Annotated in this window: 16 protein-coding genes and 3 tRNA genes; 4 read left to right on the top strand and 15 right to left on the bottom strand. The window is 67.9% G+C overall.

Translation table 11 applies throughout. The annotated features are described in order from the left end of the window. Positions 1-38: 38 nt before the first annotated feature. The 10 genes from rpoC to PHZ_RS06710 all read right to left on the bottom strand — a co-directional run bounded on the left by rpoC (position 39) and on the right by PHZ_RS06710 (position 12,952). Positions 39-4,232, bottom strand: coding sequence for a DNA-directed RNA polymerase subunit beta' (gene rpoC, locus PHZ_RS06755; protein ID WP_012521778.1), 4,194 nt, complete (start codon positions 4,230-4,232; stop codon positions 39-41). Positions 4,233-4,333: 101 nt separating this feature from the next. After that, positions 4,334-8,404, bottom strand: coding sequence for a DNA-directed RNA polymerase subunit beta (rpoB, locus tag PHZ_RS06750; protein WP_012521777.1), 4,071 nt, complete (start codon positions 8,402-8,404; stop codon positions 4,334-4,336). A 522-nt stretch (positions 8,405-8,926) separates the two neighbouring features. After that, entirely contained in the window at positions 8,927-9,313 is a 387-nt protein-coding gene (rplL, locus tag PHZ_RS06745; protein ID WP_012521776.1) for a 50S ribosomal protein L7/L12, read from the bottom strand. A gap of 45 nt (positions 9,314-9,358) precedes the next feature. After that, the gene (rplJ, locus tag PHZ_RS06740) at positions 9,359-9,874 is read right to left on the bottom strand and encodes a 50S ribosomal protein L10 (RefSeq protein ID WP_012521775.1); all 516 of its coding nucleotides are present in this window, start codon (positions 9,872-9,874) and stop codon (positions 9,359-9,361) included. 394 nt (positions 9,875-10,268) lie between these two features. Continuing rightward, positions 10,269-10,958, bottom strand: coding sequence for a 50S ribosomal protein L1 (gene rplA / locus PHZ_RS06735; protein WP_012521774.1), 690 nt, complete (start codon positions 10,956-10,958; stop codon positions 10,269-10,271). A 4-nt stretch (positions 10,959-10,962) separates the two neighbouring features. Beyond that, a complete protein-coding gene (gene rplK, locus PHZ_RS06730; protein WP_012521773.1) occupies positions 10,963-11,394 on the bottom strand; it encodes a 50S ribosomal protein L11 in 432 nt (143 codons plus the stop codon). 188 nt (positions 11,395-11,582) lie between these two features. Beyond that, positions 11,583-11,885, bottom strand: a complete 303-nt coding sequence (locus PHZ_RS06725) for a GxxExxY protein (protein ID WP_012521772.1) — start codon at positions 11,883-11,885, stop codon at positions 11,583-11,585. Positions 11,886-11,931: 46 nt separating this feature from the next. Next, on the bottom strand, positions 11,932-12,501 hold the full coding sequence (nusG, locus tag PHZ_RS06720; RefSeq protein ID WP_012521771.1) for a transcription termination/antitermination protein NusG: 570 nt from the start codon (positions 12,499-12,501) through the stop codon (positions 11,932-11,934). Between the two features lie 7 nt (positions 12,502-12,508). Then, positions 12,509-12,811: a preprotein translocase subunit SecE gene (secE, locus tag PHZ_RS06715; RefSeq protein WP_041373300.1), complete on the bottom strand. Its 303-nt coding sequence runs from the start codon at positions 12,809-12,811 to the stop codon at positions 12,509-12,511. A 65-nt stretch (positions 12,812-12,876) separates the two neighbouring features. Then, positions 12,877-12,952 (bottom strand) — tRNA-Trp (locus tag PHZ_RS06710). Positions 12,953-13,131: 179 nt separating this feature from the next. On the opposite strand from PHZ_RS06710, the gene PHZ_RS06705 reads away from it, so the two are divergent. Continuing rightward, complete coding sequence (locus PHZ_RS06705; protein ID WP_041373299.1) at positions 13,132-13,365, top strand: hypothetical protein; 234 nt, start codon at positions 13,132-13,134, stop codon at positions 13,363-13,365. A 105-nt stretch (positions 13,366-13,470) separates the two neighbouring features. Here the strand turns inward: PHZ_RS06705 and tuf are convergent, their stop codons facing one another. From tuf to PHZ_RS06690, 3 genes are all read right to left on the bottom strand, one after another. After that, complete coding sequence (tuf, locus tag PHZ_RS06700; protein WP_012521769.1) at positions 13,471-14,661, bottom strand: elongation factor Tu; 1,191 nt, start codon at positions 14,659-14,661, stop codon at positions 13,471-13,473. Between the two features lie 43 nt (positions 14,662-14,704). After that, positions 14,705-14,778, bottom strand: a tRNA-Gly gene (locus PHZ_RS06695). Positions 14,779-14,824: 46 nt separating this feature from the next. Beyond that, positions 14,825-14,910: transfer RNA gene (locus tag PHZ_RS06690), tRNA-Tyr, on the bottom strand. A 135-nt stretch (positions 14,911-15,045) separates the two neighbouring features. Between PHZ_RS06690 and rlmB the strand changes: the two genes are divergently transcribed. Then, on the top strand, positions 15,046-15,843 hold the full coding sequence (gene rlmB, locus PHZ_RS06685; protein WP_012521768.1) for a 23S rRNA (guanosine(2251)-2'-O)-methyltransferase RlmB: 798 nt from the start codon (positions 15,046-15,048) through the stop codon (positions 15,841-15,843). 39 nt (positions 15,844-15,882) lie between these two features. Further along, on the top strand, positions 15,883-16,632 hold the full coding sequence (locus PHZ_RS06680; protein WP_012521767.1) for a TerC family protein: 750 nt from the start codon (positions 15,883-15,885) through the stop codon (positions 16,630-16,632). A 6-nt stretch (positions 16,633-16,638) separates the two neighbouring features. Here the strand turns inward: PHZ_RS06680 and metG are convergent, their stop codons facing one another. After that, complete coding sequence (gene metG / locus PHZ_RS06675) at positions 16,639-18,459, bottom strand: methionine--tRNA ligase (protein ID WP_012521766.1); 1,821 nt, start codon at positions 18,457-18,459, stop codon at positions 16,639-16,641. Positions 18,460-18,652: 193 nt separating this feature from the next. On the opposite strand from metG, the gene PHZ_RS06670 reads away from it, so the two are divergent. Further along, positions 18,653-19,129, top strand: coding sequence for a hypothetical protein (locus PHZ_RS06670; protein WP_012521765.1), 477 nt, complete (start codon positions 18,653-18,655; stop codon positions 19,127-19,129). Here the strand turns inward: PHZ_RS06670 and PHZ_RS06665 are convergent. Continuing rightward, a complete protein-coding gene (locus PHZ_RS06665; protein ID WP_012521764.1) occupies positions 19,126-19,491 on the bottom strand; it encodes a DMT family protein in 366 nt (121 codons plus the stop codon). The two genes, PHZ_RS06670 and PHZ_RS06665, sit on opposite strands and share 4 nt — an antisense overlap. Between the last annotated feature and the right edge of the window lie 32 nt (positions 19,492-19,523).

Here is a 19,523-nt window from a genome sequence, read left to right as displayed (position 1 = left end):
CCCGGGCCACTCGTTACGCTTGGTACTGGAGAGAGCTCTTAGGACTCCACCTGCTCGCCGACCGCGGCGTCGGCGATCTCGGCCGGAAGCGGCTCCATGGCCTCCTCGCGGCTCTGGGTGAGCGCCTCGTCGCGCTTGGCGGCGATGCGCTGCAGGTTGCGCAGGTACGAGCCCGTGCCCGCCGGGATGAGGCGGCCCACGATCACGTTCTCCTTCAGGCCTTCCAGGGTGTCGATCTTGCCCTGCACCGAGGCCTCGGTGAGGACGCGGGTCGTCTCCTGGAACGACGCGGCCGAGATGAAGCTGCGGGTCTGCAGGCTCGCCTTGGTGATGCCGAGCAGCACCGGCTGGGTGAGCGCCGGACGGCCGCCGCGGGCTTCCGCCTTGGCGTTCTCCTCGTCCACCTCGATCTTGTCGAGGTGGTCGCCCTTGAGCAGGCCGGTGTCGCCCGGCTCGAGGATCTCGACCTTCTGCAGCATCTGACGGACGATCGTCTCGATGTGCTTGTCGTTGATCGGCACGCCCTGCAGTCGGTAGACCTCCTGGATCTCGTTCACCAGGAAGTCCGCCAGCGCCTCGATGCCCTGGATCCGCAGGATGTCGTGCGGGTCCGGGTTGCCGTCGATGAGGTACTCGCCCTTGCGGATGACGTCGCCGTCGTGGACGGCGATGTGCTTGCCCTTCGGGATCAGGAACTCGACCGCCTCGCCGCCGTCCTCCGGCGTGATCTTGATGCGGCGCTTGTTCTTGTAGTCCCGACCGAACTCCACCCGGCCGTCCATCTCGGCGATGACCGCGCAGTCCTTCGGACGACGCGCCTCGAACAGCTCGGCCACCCGCGGCAGACCGCCGGTGATGTCGCGCGTCTTGGCGCCTTCCGTGGGCATACGGGCCAGCACCTCGCCGGGCTTCACCTCGTCGCCGTCGCCGACGGAGAGAATGGCGCCCACGGGCAGCAGGGAGCGGGCCTCGCCGCCGTTCGACAGGCGCTTGTAGGAGCCGTCCTCGCCCAGCACCGCCATGGCCGGACGCAGGTCCGAGCCCTTGGTCGACGCGCGCCAGTCGACGACGACGCGGTTCGAGATGCCGGTGGCCTCGTCGGCCTCCTCGCGGAACGAGACGTTCTCGACCAGGTCCTCGAAGCGGACCTTGCCGCCCACTTCGGTGATGATCGGCGTGGTGTAGGGGTCCCACTCCGCCAGGCGCTGGCCGCGCTTGACGCCTTCGCCGTCCTTCACCCGCAGGCGGGCGCCGTACGGAACCTTGTAGGATTCCCGGTCCTTGCCGTCGACCTGGACGGTCAGCATCAGGTTGCGGCTCATCGAGATCAGCGCGCCGTCCGGAGCGGTCACGGTGTTGCCGCCCGAGATCTTGGCGACGCCCTCGTTGGCGCTCTCGTAGAACGACTGCTCGGCCACCTGGGCGGTGCCGCCGATGTGGAAGGTCCGCATCGTCAGCTGGGTGCCCGGCTCGCCGATCGACTGGGCGGCGATGACGCCCACGGCCTCGCCGATGTTCACCGGCGTGCCGCGCGCCAGATCGCGGCCGTAGCAGGCGCCGCAGACGCCGGTCTTGGTCTCGCAGGTCAGGACCGACCGGACCTTCACCGACTGGACGCCGGCGCTCTCGACCAGCTCGATCATGTTCTCGTCGAGGTAGCTGTCGGCGGGAACGATGACGTCGTTGCTGCCCGGATCCTTCACGTCCTCGGCCGCGAAGCGGCCCAGGATGCGCTGGCCCAGCGAGACGAGGACGTCGCCGCCCTCGACCACGGCCCGCAGGGTGATGCCCCGGGTGGTGCCGCAGTCTTCCTCGGTGATGATGCAGTCCTGCGCCACGTCGACGAGGCGGCGGGTCAGGTAGCCCGAGTTGGCGGTCTTCAGAGCGGTGTCGGCCAGGCCCTTACGGGCGCCGTGCGTGGAGTTGAAGTACTCCTGCACCGTCAGGCCTTCCTTGAAGTTCGAGATGATCGGCGTCTCGATGATCTCGCCGGACGGCTTGGCCATCAGGCCGCGCATCCCGCCGAGCTGCTTCATCTGGGCCTGCGAGCCCCGGGCGCCCGAGTTGCTCATCATGAAGATCGAGTTGATCTCGGCCTGGCGGCCGTTCTCGTCGACCGGCGCGGAGGACACCTCGGCCATCATCTCGTCGGCGACGCGGTCGGTCGCCTTGGCCCAGGCGTCGACCACCTTGTTGTACTTCTCGCCCTTGGTGATCAGGCCGTCGGCGTACTGCTGCTCGTACTCCTCGACGAGCTTGCGGGTCTCCTCGACGATCGGCGCCTTACGGGCCGGGATGACGATGTCGTCCTTGCCGAACGAGATGCCCGCCTTGGCCGCCTCGCGGAAGCCCAGGCCCATGATCTGGTCGGCGAAGATGACGGTCGCCTTCTGGCCGCAGTGCCGGTAGACGGTGTCGATCAGGTTGCCGATTTCCTTCTTGGTGAGGTTCTTCTCCAGAAGGCGATGGCCGACCGCCGGGTGCTGCGGGAACAGCGCGGCGATCTTCATCCGGCCGGGGCTGGTCTCGATGACCTTGGTCACCAGGTTCCCGTCGGCGTCCATCTCGGTGTAGCGGCAGCGGATCTTCGAGTGCAGCGTGACGACGCCGGCGTCGAGCGCGGCCTCGATCTCGCCCAGGCTGGCGAACGCCTTGCCTTCGCCCGGCTCGCCGTCCTTCACCAGCGACAGGTAGTAGAGGCCGAGCACGATGTCCTGCGACGGCACGATGATCGGCCGGCCGTTGGCGGGCGACAGGATGTTGTTCGTGCTCATCATCAGCACGCGCGCTTCCAGCTGGGCTTCCAGCGAGAGCGGCACGTGGACGGCCATCTGGTCGCCGTCGAAGTCGGCGTTGAACGCGGCGCAGACCAGCGGGTGCAGCTGGATCGCCTTGCCTTCGATCAGCTTGGGCTCGAACGCCTGGATGCCCAGGCGGTGCAGGGTCGGGGCGCGGTTCAGCAGCACCGGGTGCTCGCGGATCACCTCGTCCAGGATGTCCCAGACGGCCGGCTGCTCACGCTCCACCATGCGCTTGGACTGCTTGACGGTGCCCGACAGGCCCTTGGCGTCCAGGCGCGCGTAGATGAACGGCTTGAACAGCTCGAGCGCCATCTTCTTGGGCAGGCCGCACTCGTGCAGCTTCAGCTCGGGGCCCACCACGATGACCGAACGGCCCGAGTAGTCCACGCGCTTGCCGAGCAGGTTCTGGCGGAACCGGCCCTGCTTGCCCTTCAGCATGTCGGCCAGCGACTTCAGCGGACGCTTGTTGGCGCCCGTGATCACGCGGCCGCGGCGGCCGTTGTCGAACAGGGCGTCGACGGCTTCCTGCAGCATCCGCTTCTCGTTGCGGATGATGATGTCCGGCGCGCGCAGCTCGATGAGGCGCTTCAGGCGGTTGTTCCGGTTGATGACCCGGCGGTAGAGGTCGTTCAGGTCCGAGGTCGCGAAGCGGCCGCCGTCCAGCGGCACCAGCGGGCGCAGTTCCGGCGGGATCACGGGGATCACCGTCAGCACCATCCACTCGGGCTTGTTGCCGCTCTCGATGAAGTTCTCGATGAGCTTCAGGCGCTTGGACGCCTTCTTCAGCTTCATCTCGGACGTGGTGGTCTTCAGCTCCTCGCGGAGGTTCTCGGCCTCCTTCTCGAGGTCGATGCCGCGCAGCAGGCCCTGGACCGCCTCGGCGCCGATCTCGGCGGTGAAGCTGTCGTCGCCGAACTCCTCCTGGAAGCGCAGGTAGTCGTCTTCCGACAGCAGCTGGTGCAGCTTCAGCGGGGTCAGGCCCGGCTCGGTGACGATGTAGTTCTCGAAGTAGAGGACCCGCTCGACGTCCTTCAGCGCCATGTCGAGCATCAGCGCGATGCGGCTCGGCAGGCTCTTCAGGAACCAGATGTGGGCGACCGGGCTGGCCAGCTCGATGTGGCCCATCCGCTCGCGGCGGACGCGGGCCAGGGTGACCTCGACGCCGCACTTCTCGCAGATGATGCCCTTGTATTTCATCCGCTTGTACTTGCCGCAAAGGCACTCGTAGTCCTTCGTCGGGCCAAAGATGCGGGCGCAGAACAGGCCGTCACGCTCGGGCTTGAACGTGCGGTAGTTGATGGTCTCGGGCTTCTTGATCTCGCCGAACGACCACGAGCGGATCTTTTCCGGCGAGGCGAGCGCGATGCGGATCTGGTCGAAGGTCGGGGCGGCCTGGACCGGATTGAAGATGTTCAGGACTTCCTGGTTCATCTTGGTTCCTTCTGCGGGACGGAGCCCGCGTGAATTTCAAAGCAGGACGGGTGGGGCCGCCCTCCCCCGCATCGCTGCGAAGGAGGGCATGTAGGCGCCCGTCAGCTGTTCTCCAGCTCCACGTTCAGGCCCAGGGAGCGCATCTCCTTGACCAGCACGTTGAAGCTTTCCGGGATCCCGGCCTCGAAGGTGTCGTCGCCGCGGACGATGGACTCGTAGACCTTCGTCCGGCCGGCCACGTCGTCCGACTTCACCGTCAGCATCTCCTGCAGGGTGTAGGCGGCGCCGTAGGCCTCCAGGGCCCACACCTCCATTTCGCCGAAGCGCTGGCCGCCGAACTGCGCCTTGCCGCCCAGCGGCTGCTGGGTGACGAGCGAGTACGGGCCGATCGAACGGGCGTGGATCTTGTCGTCGACCAGGTGGTGCAGCTTCAGCATGTAGATGTAGCCGACCGTGACCGGACGCTTGAACCGCTCGCCCGACTGGCCGTCGTACAGGTACGACTGGCCCGACCGGTCGAGGCCCGCCTTCTCCAGCAGGTTCTCGATGTCGTCGATGTGGGCGCCGTCGAACACCGGCGTGGCGAAGGGGATGCCCTTCGACAGGTTGCGGGCCAGCTCGACCAGCTCCTCCTCGGTGTCCGGCAGCTCCTCGTCGGGGCCGTAGACGTCGCGCAGGTGCTCGATGAGCGCCTGCTTCTGCCCGCCGTGCTGCCAGTCCTCGAGCAGGCGCTGGACCTGCTTGCCGAGGCCGGCCGCGGCCCAGCCCAGGTGGGTCTCGAAGATCTGGCCGACGTTCATCCGCGAAGGCACGCCCAGCGGGTTCAGCACGATGTCGACGCTGGTGCCGTCCTCCAGGTAGGGCATGTCCTCGATCGGCAGGATCTTGGAGATGACCCCCTTGTTGCCGTGACGGCCGGCCATCTTGTCGCCCGGCTGCAGCTTGCGCTTCACCGCCACGAACACCTTGACCATCTTCATCACGCCGGGCGGCAGCTCGTCGCCGCGCTGCAGCTTGTCGACCTTGTCCTCGAAGCGGCGGTCGAGGCGCTTGCGGGCGTCGTCGAACTGCTTGCGCAGCGCTTCGAGCTCGCCCATCGCCTTCTCGTCGTCGAGGGCGATCTGCCACCACAGGCCGGGGGCGATCTCCTCCAGCTTCTCGGCGGTGATCTCGCCGCGGCCCAGGCCCTTCGGACCCGAGACGGCGGTCTTGCCGACGAGCAGCTGACGCAGGCGGCCCTGCATGTTGCGGTTCAGGATCGCGAACTCGTCGTCGCGGTCCTTGCCCAGGCGGTCGATCTCGGCCCGTTCGATCGCGAGCGCGCGCTCGTCCTTGTCGACGCCGTGGCGGTTGAAGACGCGGACTTCCACGATGGTGCCCGACACCCCCGGCGGCAGGCGCAGCGAGGTGTCGCGCACGTCCGAGGCCTTCTCGCCGAAGATGGCGCGCAGCAGCTTCTCTTCCGGCGTCATCGGGCTCTCGCCCTTCGGCGTCACCTTGCCGACCAGGATGTCGCCCGGCTGGACCTCGGCGCCGATCGCCACGATGCCCGCCTCGTCGAGGTTGCGCAGGGCCTCCTCGCCGACGTTCGGGATGTCGCGGGTGATCTCTTCCGGACCCAGCTTGGTGTCGCGGGCCATGACCTCGAACTCCTCGATGTGGATCGAGGTGAAGACGTCATCGCGCACGATCCGCTCGGAGATCAGGATCGAGTCTTCGAAGTTGTAGCCGTTCCAGGGCATGAACGCGACGAGGGCGTTGCGGCCCAGCGCCAGTTCGCCCAGCTCGGTCGAGGGGCCGTCGGCGATCACGTCGCCGGCGTTGATCTTGTCGCCCACCCGCACCAGCGGACGCTGGTTGATGCAGGTCGAGGTGTTCGAGCGCTGGAACTTCTGCAGGCGGTAGATGTCGACGCCCGGCTTGGAGGGATCGGTCTCCTCGGTCGCGCGGACGACGATGCGGGTGCCGTCGATCTGCTCGACCACGCCGGTGCGGCGCGCCACGACCACGGCGCCCGAGTCCACCGCCACGATGCTCTCCATGCCGGTGCCGACCAGCGGCGCATCCGACTGGATGAGCGGCACGGCCTGCTTCTGCATGTTCGAGCCCATCAGGGCGCGGTTGGCGTCGTCGTTCTCGAGGAACGGGATCAGCGAGGCGGCGACCGAGACGACCTGCTTCGGCGAGACGTCCATCAGGTCGACGTCGGCCTTCGGCAGCAGCGAGGGTTCGCCGTTGATCCGGCCGGGGACCAGGTCCTCGACGATCTCGCCGTTCTCGAGCTTGATGTTGGCCTGGGCGATGACGTGCTTCGCCTCTTCCATGGCCGACATGTAGACCACCTCGTCGGTGGTCTTGCCGTCACGGATGCGCCGGTACGGGCTCTCGATGAAGCCGTACTTGTTCACGACCGCATGGGTGGCCAGCGAGTTGATCAGGCCGATGTTCGGGCCTTCCGGCGTCTCGATCGGGCAGATCCGGCCATAGTGGGTCGGGTGCACGTCGCGGACCTCGAAGCCCGCGCGCTCGCGGGTGAGGCCGCCCGGCCCCAGCGCCGAGAGGCGGCGCTTGTGGGTGATCTCGGACAGCGGGTTCGTCTGGTCCATGAACTGCGACAGCTGCGAGGAGCCGAAGAACTCCCGCACCGCCGCCGCCGCCGGCTTGGCGTTGATCAGGTCGTGCGGCATGACCGTGTCGATGTCGACGCTGCTCATGCGCTCCTTGATCGCCCGCTCCATGCGCAGCAGACCGACGCGGTACTGGTTCTCCAGCAGCTCGCCCACCGAGCGGACCCGGCGGTTGCCGAGGTTGTCGATGTCGTCGATCTCGCCGCGGCCGTCGCGCAGGCCGACCAGGGTCAGCAGGACGGCGATCACGTCCTCCTTGCGGATCACCCGGACGTCGTCCGGGCAGTCCAGCTCGAGGCGCATGTTCATCTTCACGCGGCCGACCGACGACAGGTCGTAGCGCTCGGAATCGAAGAACAGGCTCTTGAACATCGCCTCGGCGGCCTCGACCGTCGGCGGCTCGCCCGGGCGCATGACCCGGTAGATGTCGAAGAGCGCGTCCTCGCGCGCGGTGTTCTTGTCCACCCGCAGGGTGTTGCGGATGTAGGCGCCGACGGTGACCTCGTCGATGTCGAGGACGTCGAGGGTGGTGAAGCCCTGCTCCTCGAGCGCGGCCAGGAGCGTCGGGTCGAGCTCGTCGCCGGCCTCGGCGTAGATCTCCCCAGTCTCGAAGTTGACCAGGTCCTTGGCCAGGTAGCGGCCGGTCAGCGCCTCGGGCGCCAGCAGCAGCGTCTTCAGGCCGTTGTCGGCGAACTTCTTGGCGTTGCGGGCCGAGATCTTCTGGCCGGCCGGAGCGATCTCCTCGCCGGTGTCGGCGTCGATCAGCGGGAACTCCGGCTTCACGCCGCGCCAGCGCTCGGGCTTGTACGGGGTGGCCCAGCCGTCGCCCTTCTTCTCGTAGGGCACGGTCTCGTAGAACGTGGAGAGGATCTCCTCCCCGTCCATGCCGAGGGCCATCAGGAAGGTGGTGGCCGGCAGCTTCCGGCGGCGGTCGATACGGACGTAGACGATGTCCTTGGCGTCGAACTCGAAGTCGAGCCACGAGCCGCGGTAGGGGATCACGCGCGCGGCGAACAGCAGCTTGCCCGAGGCGTGGGTCTTGCCCTTGTCGTGGTCGAAGAAGACGCCCGGCGAGCGGTGCATCTGCGAGACGATGACGCGCTGGGTCCCGTTGACGATGAAGGTGCCCTTCTCCGTCATGAGCGGGATGTCGCCCATGTAGACGTCCTGCTCCTTGATGTCCTTGACGGAGCGGGCGCCGGTCTCCTCGTCGGTCTCGAAGACGATCAGGCGCAGCTTGACCTTCAGCGGCGCGGCGTAGGTCATGTCGCGCTGGACGCATTCCTCGACGTCGTACTTCGGCTCCTCGAACTCGTAGGAGACGTATTCGAGCACCGCGCGCTCGTTGAAGTCCTTGATCGGGAAGACGGACTTGAACACCGCCTCGATGCCCTCGTCGCGACGTTCGCCGGCGCGGACCTCGCGCTGCAGGAACTGTTCGTAGGACGAGCGCTGAACCTCGATCAGGTTCGGCATCTGCACGGCTTCAGGGATGCGGCCGAAAGACTTCCGGATCCGCTTCTTACCGGTGAAGGACTGCGCCATTTTGATCCCTTGAGGACGGCTGGGAACGGAGTCCCACCGTCGAGCTTTTCATCCTGCGTCCACCCTCGAGCCCCCTTGCGGGAGCCGGACGCTGGAATGCCCCTGTCTCGTCAGGGGCGCCCCTTCGCATGGTCGGAGGGCGACGGACCATGCCTCGGGACATCACGCGCGAAGAAATCCGCGTCGGCGGGTTCCGGAATCGGGAGTTGTTCGCGAACGGGCGGAAATAAGCCCTTTCCAGCCGCTTGGGAAGCCCCTCCCCGCCAAAAAAAGCAGGCCGGAATGCGGGCGGCGCCGGGTGGAGCCCCGACGCCGCCCTTTTCCGGTTCGCCCGGGCGTATCCCGGGGCGTGCTAGCTTCCAGTCATCTGCGCTTGTCGCACCCCACCAACCGGGGAGCGGCGCGCGGGGTTCCCGGCCGCCGGAGACCCAAAGAAAAAGGGCCGGGATCGCTCCCGGCCCTTTCGACGTTCGTCTGGATCCCGGATCGCTGCGCGTCCGGGATAGTTCGGCTTGCGCCGAACTACTTGATCTGGACGGAGGCGCCGGCTTCTTCCAGCTTCTTCTTGATCTCTTCCGCTTCCTGCTTGGAAACGTTTTCCTTCACGTTCTGCGGAGCGCCTTCGACGAGGTCCTTGGCTTCCTTCAGGCCGAGGTCCGGACGGACGCCGCGGACTTCCTTGATGACGTTGATCTTCTTGTCGCCGCCGGCGGTCAGCACGACGGTGAATTCGGTCTGCTCTTCGCCGGCCGGAGCGGCTTCGCCGCCACCAGCGGCCGGAGCGGCGGCCACGGCCACCGGAGCGGCGGCGGAAACGCCCCACTTCTCTTCCAGCATCTTGGAGAGCTCGGCGGCTTCCAGGACGGTCAGGGCGGACAGGTCTTCGACCAGCTTTTCGAGGTTAGCCATTTCGTTCGATCCTTAAACGTAGGGGGTTGTCGGGGAAGTGACGATCTAGGCGGCGTCTTTGGCGGCGTAGGCGCCCATGACGCGAGCCAGTTGACCGGCCGGAGCCTGCAGCACGCCGGCGACCTTGGTCGCGGGCGCCTGGAGGAGGCCGATGATCTTGCCGCGAAGCTGGTCCAGCGACGGCAGGGTCGCGAGCGCGCTCACGCCCTTCTGGTCCAGGACCTGCTGGCCCATCAGGCCGCCAACGACGGTGAACTTGTCGTTGTCCTTGGCGTACTGGGTCGCGACCTTGGCGGCGGAGACGGGGTCCGGCGCGAAGGCGATCGCGACGGGGCCCTTGAAGAGGGCGTCGCCCGCTTCGCCGACGGAACCGTCCAGAGCCTTCTGGGCCAGGGTGTTCTTCACCACCTTCAGCTGGGCGCCCTGCTCACGCAGCTTGCCCCGCAGATCGGTCATTTCCGCAACGGTCAGACCCAGGTAGTGGGTCACGACCACGGCGCCGGAATCCGCGAAGACGCCCTTGAGCGCTTCGATGGCTTCCTGCTTTTGAGCGCGGTCCATTGCGGTCTCCATACTCAGGTTCGACGGCCGCGCGATTGCGGTCGCCGGGTAAGCACCTGTCCTGGAAGAGAAGCCGCAGCTTCGCGCCCATCCGGATCGGACGGCCGGCGAAACTTCATCTTCCCGTCTCCCTGCGACCGGGGAAGGGCTCTTCCCCGCGTTACGTCCGCCAGCGGCCCCGGCGTCTGCGCAGTTCTCGGACAGGACGGAAGCGCCCGAAGGCCCTTCCTTCCTCGCCTCCCCCTTTCGGGATCGACGGAGGCGGCGCGTGTACACGAGACGGCCGCGAAACTCAACCCGCCTCGCCTTCCCTCGGGCGCCGGCGAAGGAAGGCCGGAAAGAAAAAGGGCGCAGCGTCGCCGCTGCGCCCTCGATCTTCGGCATGGACCGGGCGTCAGACGCCCAGCGAGGCCACGTCGATCTTGAAGCCCGGGCCCATCGTCGACGACAGGCTGACCTTCTTCACGTAGGTGCCCTTGGCGCCCGACGGCTTGGCCTTGTTGAGGGCGTCCACCATCGCCTTCACGTTGGCGGTGAGCTGCTCCTCGGTGAACGAGGCCTTGCCGATGCCGGCGTGCACGATGCCCGCCTTCTCGACGCGGAACTCGATCGAGCCGCCCTTGGCGTCCTTCACGGCCTGGCCGACGTTCGGCGTGACGGTGCCGACACGCGGGTTCGGCATCAGGCCGCGCGGGCCCAGCACCTTACCCAGGCGGCCCACCAGGGCCATCATGTCCGGCGTGGCGATCACGCGGTCGAAGTCCATGAAGCCGCCCTGGATGCGCTCCACCAGGTCCTCGGCGCCGACGACTTCGGCGCCGGCCGCCTTGGCTTCCTCGGCCTTGGCGTCCTTGGCGATGACGGCGACGCGGACGTCGCGGCCGGTGCCGGACGGCAGGGCCACCACGCCGCGGACCTGCTGGTCGGCGTGACGCGGGTCGACGCCCAGGTTCACGGCGATCTCGACGGTCTCGTCGAACTTGGCGTTGGCGTTGGCCTTCACCAGCTTGACGGCTTCGTCGAGGGCGTGGGTGGCGGCGACGTCGCCGGTCCACTTCTGCATGCGCTTGGGTTGCTTAGCCATCGGATCAGGCCTCCACGATCTGAAGGCCCATCGAGCGGGCGGAGCCCTCGATGATGCGCGCGGCGGCCTCGACGTCGTTGGCGTTGAGGTCCTTCATCTTCTTCTCGGCGATCTCGCGCAGCTGGGCGCGGGTGATCTTGCCGACCGTCTCGCGGCCGGTCTTGCCCGAGCCCGACTGAAGGCCGACGGCCTGCTTGATGTAGTAGGTCGCGGGCGGGGTCTTGGTGACGAAGGTGAAGGACTTGTCCTGGTAGACCGTGATCACGGTCGGCAGGGGCGTGCCCTTCTGCTCCTTCTCGGTGCGGGCGTTGAACTCCTTGCAGAAGCCCATGATGTTGACGCCGCGCTGACCCAGCGCCGGCCCGATGGGCGGCGAAGGCGTCGCGGCGCCCGCGGGCACCTGCAGCTTGATGTAGCCCAGAATCTTCTTGGCCATCTTTGCTCCTCATGGCCGGAGACCGGCCGGGTTGAGCCGTGGTGCGGGGTTAGGACAGCCGCCCCCTCCCACGGATTTGAAATCGCGGACGAACCGCGAAGCGCGCGCTCATATCAGCGAAGGGCGCGCGAAACAACCAATGCCGGGGCCGGAGGACAGAAAACCACCAAGACACCAAGGACGCCAAGCTACAGCGCGAACCGGCGAACGCCGTCCCTGAAAAGCCGGGCATTGAAATTGATGACGACCAAGTCCAACCGATAGCCGGCGTCGAGCTCCATCCCGTCGTAGGTCACCGGCATGGGAACTTGCCTGCGGACCGGAAGACCGCGCAGTCCAAGCTCATGCGCAAGGCAGTGCTCATAGGCGGATTCGAGCAGGCCCGGACCCAACGCCCGATGCACCTTCAGGCCAGCGTCGATGACCTGTTTGGCGACGCGGTCGACGCTCGCGCCGACCGCTTGGTGATCTTGGTGGTCTTGGTGGTTCAAAAGATCGTCTCAGCCGGCGGCGCGTCGCACGTGACGCGCCTCCAGCTTACGCGATCTTTTCGACCTGGCCGTATTCGAGCTCGACCGGGGTGGCGCGGCCGAAGATGGAGACGGTGACCCGCAGGCGGGCGCGCTCCTCGTCGACCTGCTCCACCGAGCCGTTGAAGCTGGCGAAGGGGCCGTCCGTGACGCGGACCTGCTCGCCGATCTCGAAGGTGATGGTCGGCTTCGGGCGCTCGACGCCTTCCTCGATCGCCCCGACGATCCGCTCGACCTCCTTCTCGGAGACCGGGATCGGCTTGGAGCCCGAGCCCAGGAAGCCCGTGACCTTCGGGGTGTTCTTGATGAGGTGGTAGGCCTCGTCGGTCATCTCCATCTTCACCAGCACGTAGCCGGGGAAGAACTTGCGCTCGGAGTTGACCTTCCGGCCGCGGCGGATCTCCACCACGTCCTCGGTCGGCACGAGGATCTCGGAGAAGTTCTCCTCGAGGCCCTGGGTGCGCGCCTGTTCGCGGATGCTCTCGGCCACCTTCTTCTCGAAGTTCGAGTAGGCGTGGACGATGTACCACTTGTGGCGGGGATTGCCCTTGGGCGGGGAAACGGCAGCTTCGGACATCTTCAAATCACCCGGCGTTCGCCAGCCGCAGGACCTGGCCGACGCCGAAGCTCAGGCCGAGGTCCACGACCCAGAAGAAGACGGCGGCCAGCAGGACCATGATCGCCACCATGACCGAGGTGATCCAGGTCTCCTTGCGGCTCGTCCAGGTGATCTTGCGCGCCTCGGCGCGGACCTCGCGGGCGAACTGGGCAGGGCTCACCTTCTTCTTCGGAGCCTGAGACACCGCGGCGGGCGAGGACATGGCCGCGGCCGTCTTGGCGGCGCGGTTCCTCATCGCTTGCGGGCCTGATCCCGGTTTCCTGGCCATGCGGCGTCTTCAAACTCTCATCTGGGGCCAGGCCATCCGGGCCCCGTTTCGTCACTCATATAGGGTGGCAGGAGTGGAGGGACTCGAACCCCCGGCCCTCGGTTTTGGAGACCGATGCTCTACCAGCTGAGCTACACTCCTTCAGCACCCTTCCCGGCCCGTCCGATCCGCCTTCCGGTGAGCACCGGTCGTCCGCGCTCGGGCGGATAGAAAAGCAGACTCTGACGATGTCGGGTAGGACGCAGGCGTATGACGCAAGCCACGGGGGTTTTCAAGCGTCTTGCGCGGGAGCGATCCCCCGCCGCGGCCGTTAGAGCGGCATGCCCGAACCCCATGACCCCGCCTGGAACCGCGACGACGAGCAGAAGCCCGGCCGCCCGCAACGCACCGCCTCCGAGCCGAAGGGCGCGGAAGGCCAGGCCGCCACGCCCAAGACCTTCACCGATCCCGCCTCGGGCGAGAGCCAGGGGGAGGCTCATGCGCCCAACCAGGCTGAGACCGACCAGACCGAGGGCGTGAAGCCCCGCCGGCCGCCCGGCGCCGACGCAGAATGAGAAAAGGCCGCCGGGGTGACCCGGCGGCCTCTTCGAGTTGGCTCCCCGGCTCGGCCTTCGCGGCTTCGCCGCTCCGTGGGCCGGGGATGACGGGCTTTAGCGGCCTTACTTGATGATCTTGGCCACGACGCCGGCGCCGACGGTCCGGCCGCCTTCGCGGATCGCGAAGCGCAGGCCCTGGTCCATGGCGATCGGCGTGATCAGCTCGACGAGCAGCTCGGCGTTGTCGCCGGGCATGATCATCTCCACGCCTTCCTTCAGCTTGATGATCCCCGTCACGTCCGTCGTCCGGAAGTAGAACTGCGGACGGTAGTTCGTGAAGAACGGGGTGTGACGGCCGCCCTCTTCCTTCGTCAGGATGTAGGCCTCGGCCATGAACTCGGTGTGCGGGGTGATCGAGCCCGGCTTGCACAGCACCTGGCCGCGCTCCACGTCCTCGCGCTTCGTGCCGCGCAGCAGCACGCCCACGTTGTCGCCCGCCTGGCCCTGGTCCAGCAGCTTGCGGAACATCTCCACGCCCGTGCAGGTCGTCTTCTGCACTTCGCGGATGCCGACGATCTCCACTTCGTCGCCGACCTTCACGATGCCCTTCTCGATCCGGCCCGTCACAACCGTGCCGCGGCCCGAGATCGAAAAGACGTCTTCCACCGGCATCAGGAACGGCTGGTCGATCGGACGCTCCGGCTGCGGGATGTAGCTGTCCACCGCCGCCATCAGCTCCAGGATCCGCTCCTCGCCGATCTGCGGGTCACGGCCCTCGACCGCCGCCAGGGCCGAGCCCTTCACGATCGGGATGTCGTCGCCCGGGAACTGGTACGACGAAAGCAGCTCGCGCACTTCCATCTCCACCAGGTCCAGCAGCTCGGCGTCGTCGACCATGTCGACCTTGTTCATGAACACCACCAGCGCCGGCACGCCCACCTGACGCGCCAGCAGGATGTGCTCGCGGGTCTGCGGCATCGGACCGTCCGCAGCGCTCACCACCAGGATCGCGCCGTCCATCTGCGCCGCGCCCGTGATCATGTTCTTCACGTAGTCGGCGTGGCCAGGGCAGTCCACGTGCGCGTAGTGACGGTTCGCCGTCTCGTATTCCACGTGCGCCGTGTTGATCGTGATCCCGCGCGCCTTCTCTTCCGGCGCCGCGTCGATGTCGGCGTAGTTCTTCGCCGTCGCACCACCAGACTTCGCCAGCGTGATCGTGATCGCCGCCGTCAGCGTCGTCTTGCCGTGGTCAACGTGACCAATCGTGCCGATGTTGCAGTGCGGCTTCGTGCGTTCAAACTTCTCTTTGGCCATCAGGGTCCTGCCGGCGTTTGTTGATACTGTCTAATCAAGGAGCTGGAGCGGGTAGCGGGAATCGAACCCGCATCCTCAGCTTGGAAGGCTGCTGCACTACCATTGTGCTATACCCGCCCAAACCGCTGCGGGGTCGCCGCATCTCCTAATGTTGGCCGGCGCGTGGTGGGGGAAGTAGGACTCGAACCTACGAAGGCTTACGCCAGCGGATTTACAGTCCGCCCCCTTTGCCACTCGGGACATTCCCCCAGCGCGCTCGGAGCCTCTTCGAGCTCCCCGGAAAATGCTTCCGCTCCGGGATGCGAGGGGCCTATTGAGCGCCGTCTGCACAGTCCTAGAAAGCGGCGGCCCGTCCGGGGTCCCCGATTTGGAGCGCGTCTTATAGTGGCCTCGATCCCTGAACGCAACGACGCCCGACGTGGGAAAAAATTCCGCCCGCAAAGCGGCTTCCGCAAGCCCCGCGAAGCCCCGTCCGACGAGTGGATCTGGGGCTGGCACGCGGTGGAGGCCGCCCTGGCCAATCCCCGCCGCGGCGCCCCGCTGCGGCTGCTCGCCACGCCAGAGAAGGCGAAGCAGATCGAGGCGCGATTCGGCCGGCTGAAGGCGCTCGAGCCCGCCGACAACCACGCCATCGCCCAGGCCCTGCCGCAGGGGGCGGTGCACCAGGGGGTGGCGCTGCGCCCTGCCCCCCTCCCCGAGGCCGACCTCGCCGACTTCGAACCCCGGCCCGGCGCGGTGCTGCTGATGCTGGACCAGGTGACCGACCCGCAGAACGTCGGGGCGATTCTCCGCTCCGCCGCCGCATTCGGCGCGGCGGGCCTCATCCTGCAGGACCGCCACGCGCCCAAGCTGACCGGCGCCCTGGCCAAGGCCGCCGCGGGCGCCGTCGAGCGGACGCCGGTCGCCCACGTGGTGAACCTGTCCCGCGCCCTGGACGAGCTGATCGACGCCGGCTGGCGCACGGTGGGCCTGGCGGGCGGCGGCGAGCGCAGCCTCGGCGAAGTGCTGGACGGCTCGCCCGTCGTGCTGGTGCTGGGGTCGGAGGGCGAGGGCCTTCGCCGGCTGGTGGCCGAACGCTGCGACGAGCTGGCCCGCATCCCCATGCCCGGCGGCTTCGAGAGCCTCAACGTCTCGAACGCGGCGGCCATCGCGCTCTACGAGGCCAGCCGTCCGCGAGGCTGAACAGTTGCAGCCAGTCGCCCGCTGAAGCATTGAGGCGCGATGTTCGAAGAGCTGCTCAGCCCCGGCGCCCTCTCCGCCCTCCTGCAAGTCCTGATGATCGACCTGGTCCTGGCCGGCGACAACGCCGTCGCCGTGGGCCTGGCCGCCGGCGGCCTGCCGCCGGAACAGCGGCGCAAGGCGATCCTGTGGGGGCTGGGGGCGGCGGTGGTCACCCGCATCGGCTTTGCGCTGATCACCACCCAGCTCCTGGGCGTCATCGGCCTGCTCTTCGCGGGCGGCCTGCTGCTGCTCTGGGTCTGCTGGAAGATGTGGAAGGAGCTGCGCAACCAGGCGGTCGACGACGAGGCCGACGCCGAAGCCGTCCTCGACGCCGACCCGGCCACCGAGCCCACCGACCGGCCCGCGAAGTCGTTCAAGGACGCCTTCATCCAGATCCTGATCGCCGACGTCTCGATGTCGCTGGACAACGTGCTGGCGGTGGCCGGCGCCGCCCGGGAGCACCCGGGCATCCTGGTGTTCGGCCTGGTGCTGTCGATCGCGCTGATGGGCGTCGCCGCCCACGCCATCGCCCGCCTGCTGCACAAGTACCGCTGGATCGGCTTCGTCGGCCTCGTCATCGTCCTCTACGTGGCGCTCCACATGATGTGGGAGGGCCACCGGACCATCGCGATCGACCTGAACCGCACGGCCGAATACAACGCCGTGGTCCCGGACTTCATGGACATCACGCCCGAGGAGGTCGCCACCCACCTGCGCCACAGGAACGGCGGCGGCGGCGAGGCGCACTAGGCTCCGTCAGGCGGTCTCGGCCGCCTCCGGCCCGCCGAAGCGCTCGCGCCATTCGGCGACCTGGGTCTCCTCGATCTTGCGGAACAGCACCTCGGGCGCGGCGATCCTGCGTCCCGGCTCCAGCGCCGTCAGCAGCCCCTCGCCGTCCTGCGCCGGCCAGGCCGCCGGGAACGGCTCGCCCAGCGCCAGCGACACCTTCTCGGCGGCGAACGGGATGAAGGGCTCGGAGACCTTGGCGAACAGGGCCGCCAGGTTCAGGCCGTAGCGCACCGCCACCGCGGCGCGGTCGCGGTCGGTCTTGATCGCGGTCCAGGGCGCGGCCTCGGTCAGGTACTGGTTGCCCAGCACCCAGAGCTGGCGCAGCGCCGTGGTGGCCTTGCGGAACTCGCGGTCCTCGAGATGGCCGGTCAGCTCGCGCAGCTTCATCAGCACGTCGGCTTCCAGCGCGGTCTCCAGCTCGCCCGGCTCGCCGCCCTCGGGGACCTGGCCCTCGAAGCGGCTCTCGGCGAACTTGCAGATGCGGTTGACGAAGTTGCCGAGCACGTCGGCGAGGTCGGCGTTCACCTGGTCGCGGAACTGCTCCCAGGCGAAGGTGGCGTCCGAGGTCTCGGGGGCGTTGGCCATGATCCACCAGCGCCAGTAGTCGGCCGGCAGCAGCTCCAGCGCGTGGTCCATGAAGACGCCCCGGCCCTGCGAGGTCGAGAACTTACCGCCGTAGTAGTCGAGCCAGTTGAAGCCCTTGAGGTCGTCGACCAGCTTCCACGGCCGCGCCTCGGCCACCCGCCAGGCGCCGCCGGCGCCCAGGCGCTCGTTCACGCCGATCAGGGTGCAGGGAAAGCCCACGGTGTGGAAGGGCACGTTGTCCTTGCCCATGAACTCCACGTAGGTCACGTCCGACGCCTCGGGGCCGCGCCACCAGCGCTCCCACTCGATGTCGTCCGCGCCGGGGCGGCCTGCCTCGACGGCGCGGCTCTCGGCCCATTCCCAGGTGGCGCCGATGTACTCGATGGGCGCGTCGAACCAGACGTAGAACACCTTGCCGGCGAGCCCCTCGACGTCGGGCAGCTTGCCGTCGGGGTTCGGGCCCCATTCGAAGGCGTTGACCGGCACGCCCCACTCCAGGTCGCGGGTGATGCCGCGGTCCTGCAGCCCCTCGTCCAGCCACTTCAGGGCGATAGAGGTGACGAGGTGCGGCCAGCGGCCCCGCTTGGCCTCGATCCAGTCGCGCAGCTTGCCGGCGAACAGGCTCTGGCGCAGGAACAGGTGCTTGGAGCCGCGGATCTCGATGTCGGTCGAGCCCGAGACCGCCGAGCGCGGATGCAGCAGGTCGGCCGGATCCAGCACCCGCGTGCAGTTCTCGCACTGGTCGCCGCGGGCGGCCTCGTAGCCGCAGTGCGGGCAGGTCCCGATCACGTAGCGGTCGGGCAGGAAGCGCCTGTCGGCGTTGGAATAGACCTGCTGGGTGACCCGCTCCTCGATGAAGCCCGCCTCCCACAGGGTCTGGGCGAAACGCTGGGTCAGGCGGTGGTTCTGCGGCGAGGACGAGCGGCCGAAGTGGTCCCAGGAGAGGCCGAAGGCGCGGCCCAGCCGGTGCTGCACCTCGTGCTGCTGGGCGCAGAAGGTCGCCGGGTCGAGGCCCGCCTCGGCGGCCGCCAGCTCGGTCGGCGTGCCGTGCTCGTCGGTGGCGCAGATGTAGAGGGTCTCGCGCCCCCTCGCCCGCTGGAAGCGCGCATAGACGTCCGCCGGCAGCATGGAGCCCGCGAGCGTTCCCAGGTGCTTGATCCCGTTGATGTAGGGCAGGGCCGAGGTGATGAGGATGCGCGACATGTATCTTGGGGCCTGGATCGGAGACCGGCGCTTATAGGCCGAGCGGGGCTTTCGCCAAAGCACGCGGCCGAAAAAGCTCGCCAAACGCGGTTATCGGCGCAAACTGCCCGCAGGGCGAGGGCGGCGGCCCGCGAGTCGCCAGACGGCATCACAAAAGAATCGCCGCCCGGAACACGGGAGAAACGCGATCGCCATGCGTAGGATGATGCTTGTCGCAGGCGCCCTGGCCTGCCTGTCCCTCACGGCCTGCCAGGGCCAGGTCAGCCAGGCCGAGGCCACCCCGCCCCCCGAGAAGAAGAAATCGCTCGCGCGGCCCGCCGCGATGTACGCGGGCCAGGAGCAGATCCTCTCGGTCGATTCCGGATCCGTCGAGGTCAGCCACGCCGGCGGGTTGAACCTGAAAGCGACGGGCAAGACGTCCAGCGCCGGCTGGGGCGATCCCGCGTTCCTGCCGCGGATCTACGCCGCCTCGCCGCCCGACGGGGTCTACGAGGTGGACGTGATCGCCACGAAGCCCACGGCGCCCGGCGCTCAGGTCGAGACGCCGATCGAGGTCAGCGGCTACTGGGGCAAGTACACCGACGGCCGGGTCAAGGGCGTGAAGTTCATGACCAAGACCAACGAGCTGACGGTCATGGTCCCGCCCGCCGGCGCGGCGCCCGGCGGTTAGAGGGGCGGCTGGAGCGGCCCCTTGAACACGAACCAGGCGCCCAGCGCGATCAGCGCGAAGCCGACGCCGTGGTTCAGGGTGAGCTTCTCGCCCAGGTAGGCCACCGAGAAGACGGCGAACACCGCCAGGGTGATCACCTCCTGCATGGCCTTCAGCTCGGCCGGCTCGTAGACGAGCCGGCCGATCCGGTTCGCCGGCACCGCCAGCCAGTATTCGAAGAACGCGATCCCCCAGCTCACCAGGACGATGATCCACAGCGGCCGGTGCTCGACCTTCAGGTGGCCGTACCAGGCGAAGGTCATGAACACGTTCGAGGCGACCAGCAGCAGCACCGGCAGGGTCGCGGTCCAGAGGGCGGGCATCGGCGGGGCGCTCGGCTTTTCGGGCTTAACGG

The organism is Phenylobacterium zucineum HLK1 (genome assembly GCF_000017265.1).
GTDB lineage: Bacteria > Pseudomonadota > Alphaproteobacteria > Caulobacterales > Caulobacteraceae > Phenylobacterium > Phenylobacterium zucineum.
Note: the sequence above shows the minus strand (reverse complement) of the source record. Positions and strands in the feature narration are given on the sequence as shown.

What these genes read in the sequence shown, in the direction of transcription:
- rplL (WP_012521776.1), bottom strand. Translation starts at nt 9,313, where the DNA reads ATGGCTAACCTCGAAAAGCTGGTCGAAGACCTGTCCGCCCTGACCGTC.
- PHZ_RS06680 (WP_012521767.1), top strand. Translation starts at nt 15,883, where the DNA reads ATGTTCGAAGAGCTGCTCAGCCCCGGCGCCCTCTCCGCCCTCCTGCAA.
- rplA (WP_012521774.1), bottom strand. Translation starts at nt 10,958, where the DNA reads ATGGCTAAGCAACCCAAGCGCATGCAGAAGTGGACCGGCGACGTCGCC.
- tuf (WP_012521769.1), bottom strand. Translation starts at nt 14,661, where the DNA reads ATGGCCAAAGAGAAGTTTGAACGCACGAAGCCGCACTGCAACATCGGC.
- rpoB (WP_012521777.1), bottom strand. Translation starts at nt 8,404, where the DNA reads ATGGCGCAGTCCTTCACCGGTAAGAAGCGGATCCGGAAGTCTTTCGGC.
- nusG (WP_012521771.1), bottom strand. Translation starts at nt 12,501, where the DNA reads ATGTCCGAAGCTGCCGTTTCCCCGCCCAAGGGCAATCCCCGCCACAAG.
- secE (WP_041373300.1), bottom strand. Translation starts at nt 12,811, where the DNA reads ATGGCCAGGAAACCGGGATCAGGCCCGCAAGCGATGAGGAACCGCGCC.
- rpoC (WP_012521778.1), bottom strand. Translation starts at nt 4,232, where the DNA reads ATGAACCAGGAAGTCCTGAACATCTTCAATCCGGTCCAGGCCGCCCCG.
- PHZ_RS06705 (WP_041373299.1), top strand. Translation starts at nt 13,132, where the DNA reads ATGCCCGAACCCCATGACCCCGCCTGGAACCGCGACGACGAGCAGAAG.
- rplK (WP_012521773.1), bottom strand. Translation starts at nt 11,394, where the DNA reads ATGGCCAAGAAGATTCTGGGCTACATCAAGCTGCAGGTGCCCGCGGGC.
- PHZ_RS06670 (WP_012521765.1), top strand. Translation starts at nt 18,653, where the DNA reads ATGCGTAGGATGATGCTTGTCGCAGGCGCCCTGGCCTGCCTGTCCCTC.
- metG (WP_012521766.1), bottom strand. Translation starts at nt 18,459, where the DNA reads ATGTCGCGCATCCTCATCACCTCGGCCCTGCCCTACATCAACGGGATC.
- rplJ (WP_012521775.1), bottom strand. Translation starts at nt 9,874, where the DNA reads ATGGACCGCGCTCAAAAGCAGGAAGCCATCGAAGCGCTCAAGGGCGTC.
- PHZ_RS06665 (WP_012521764.1), bottom strand. Translation starts at nt 19,491, where the DNA reads ATGCCCGCCCTCTGGACCGCGACCCTGCCGGTGCTGCTGCTGGTCGCC.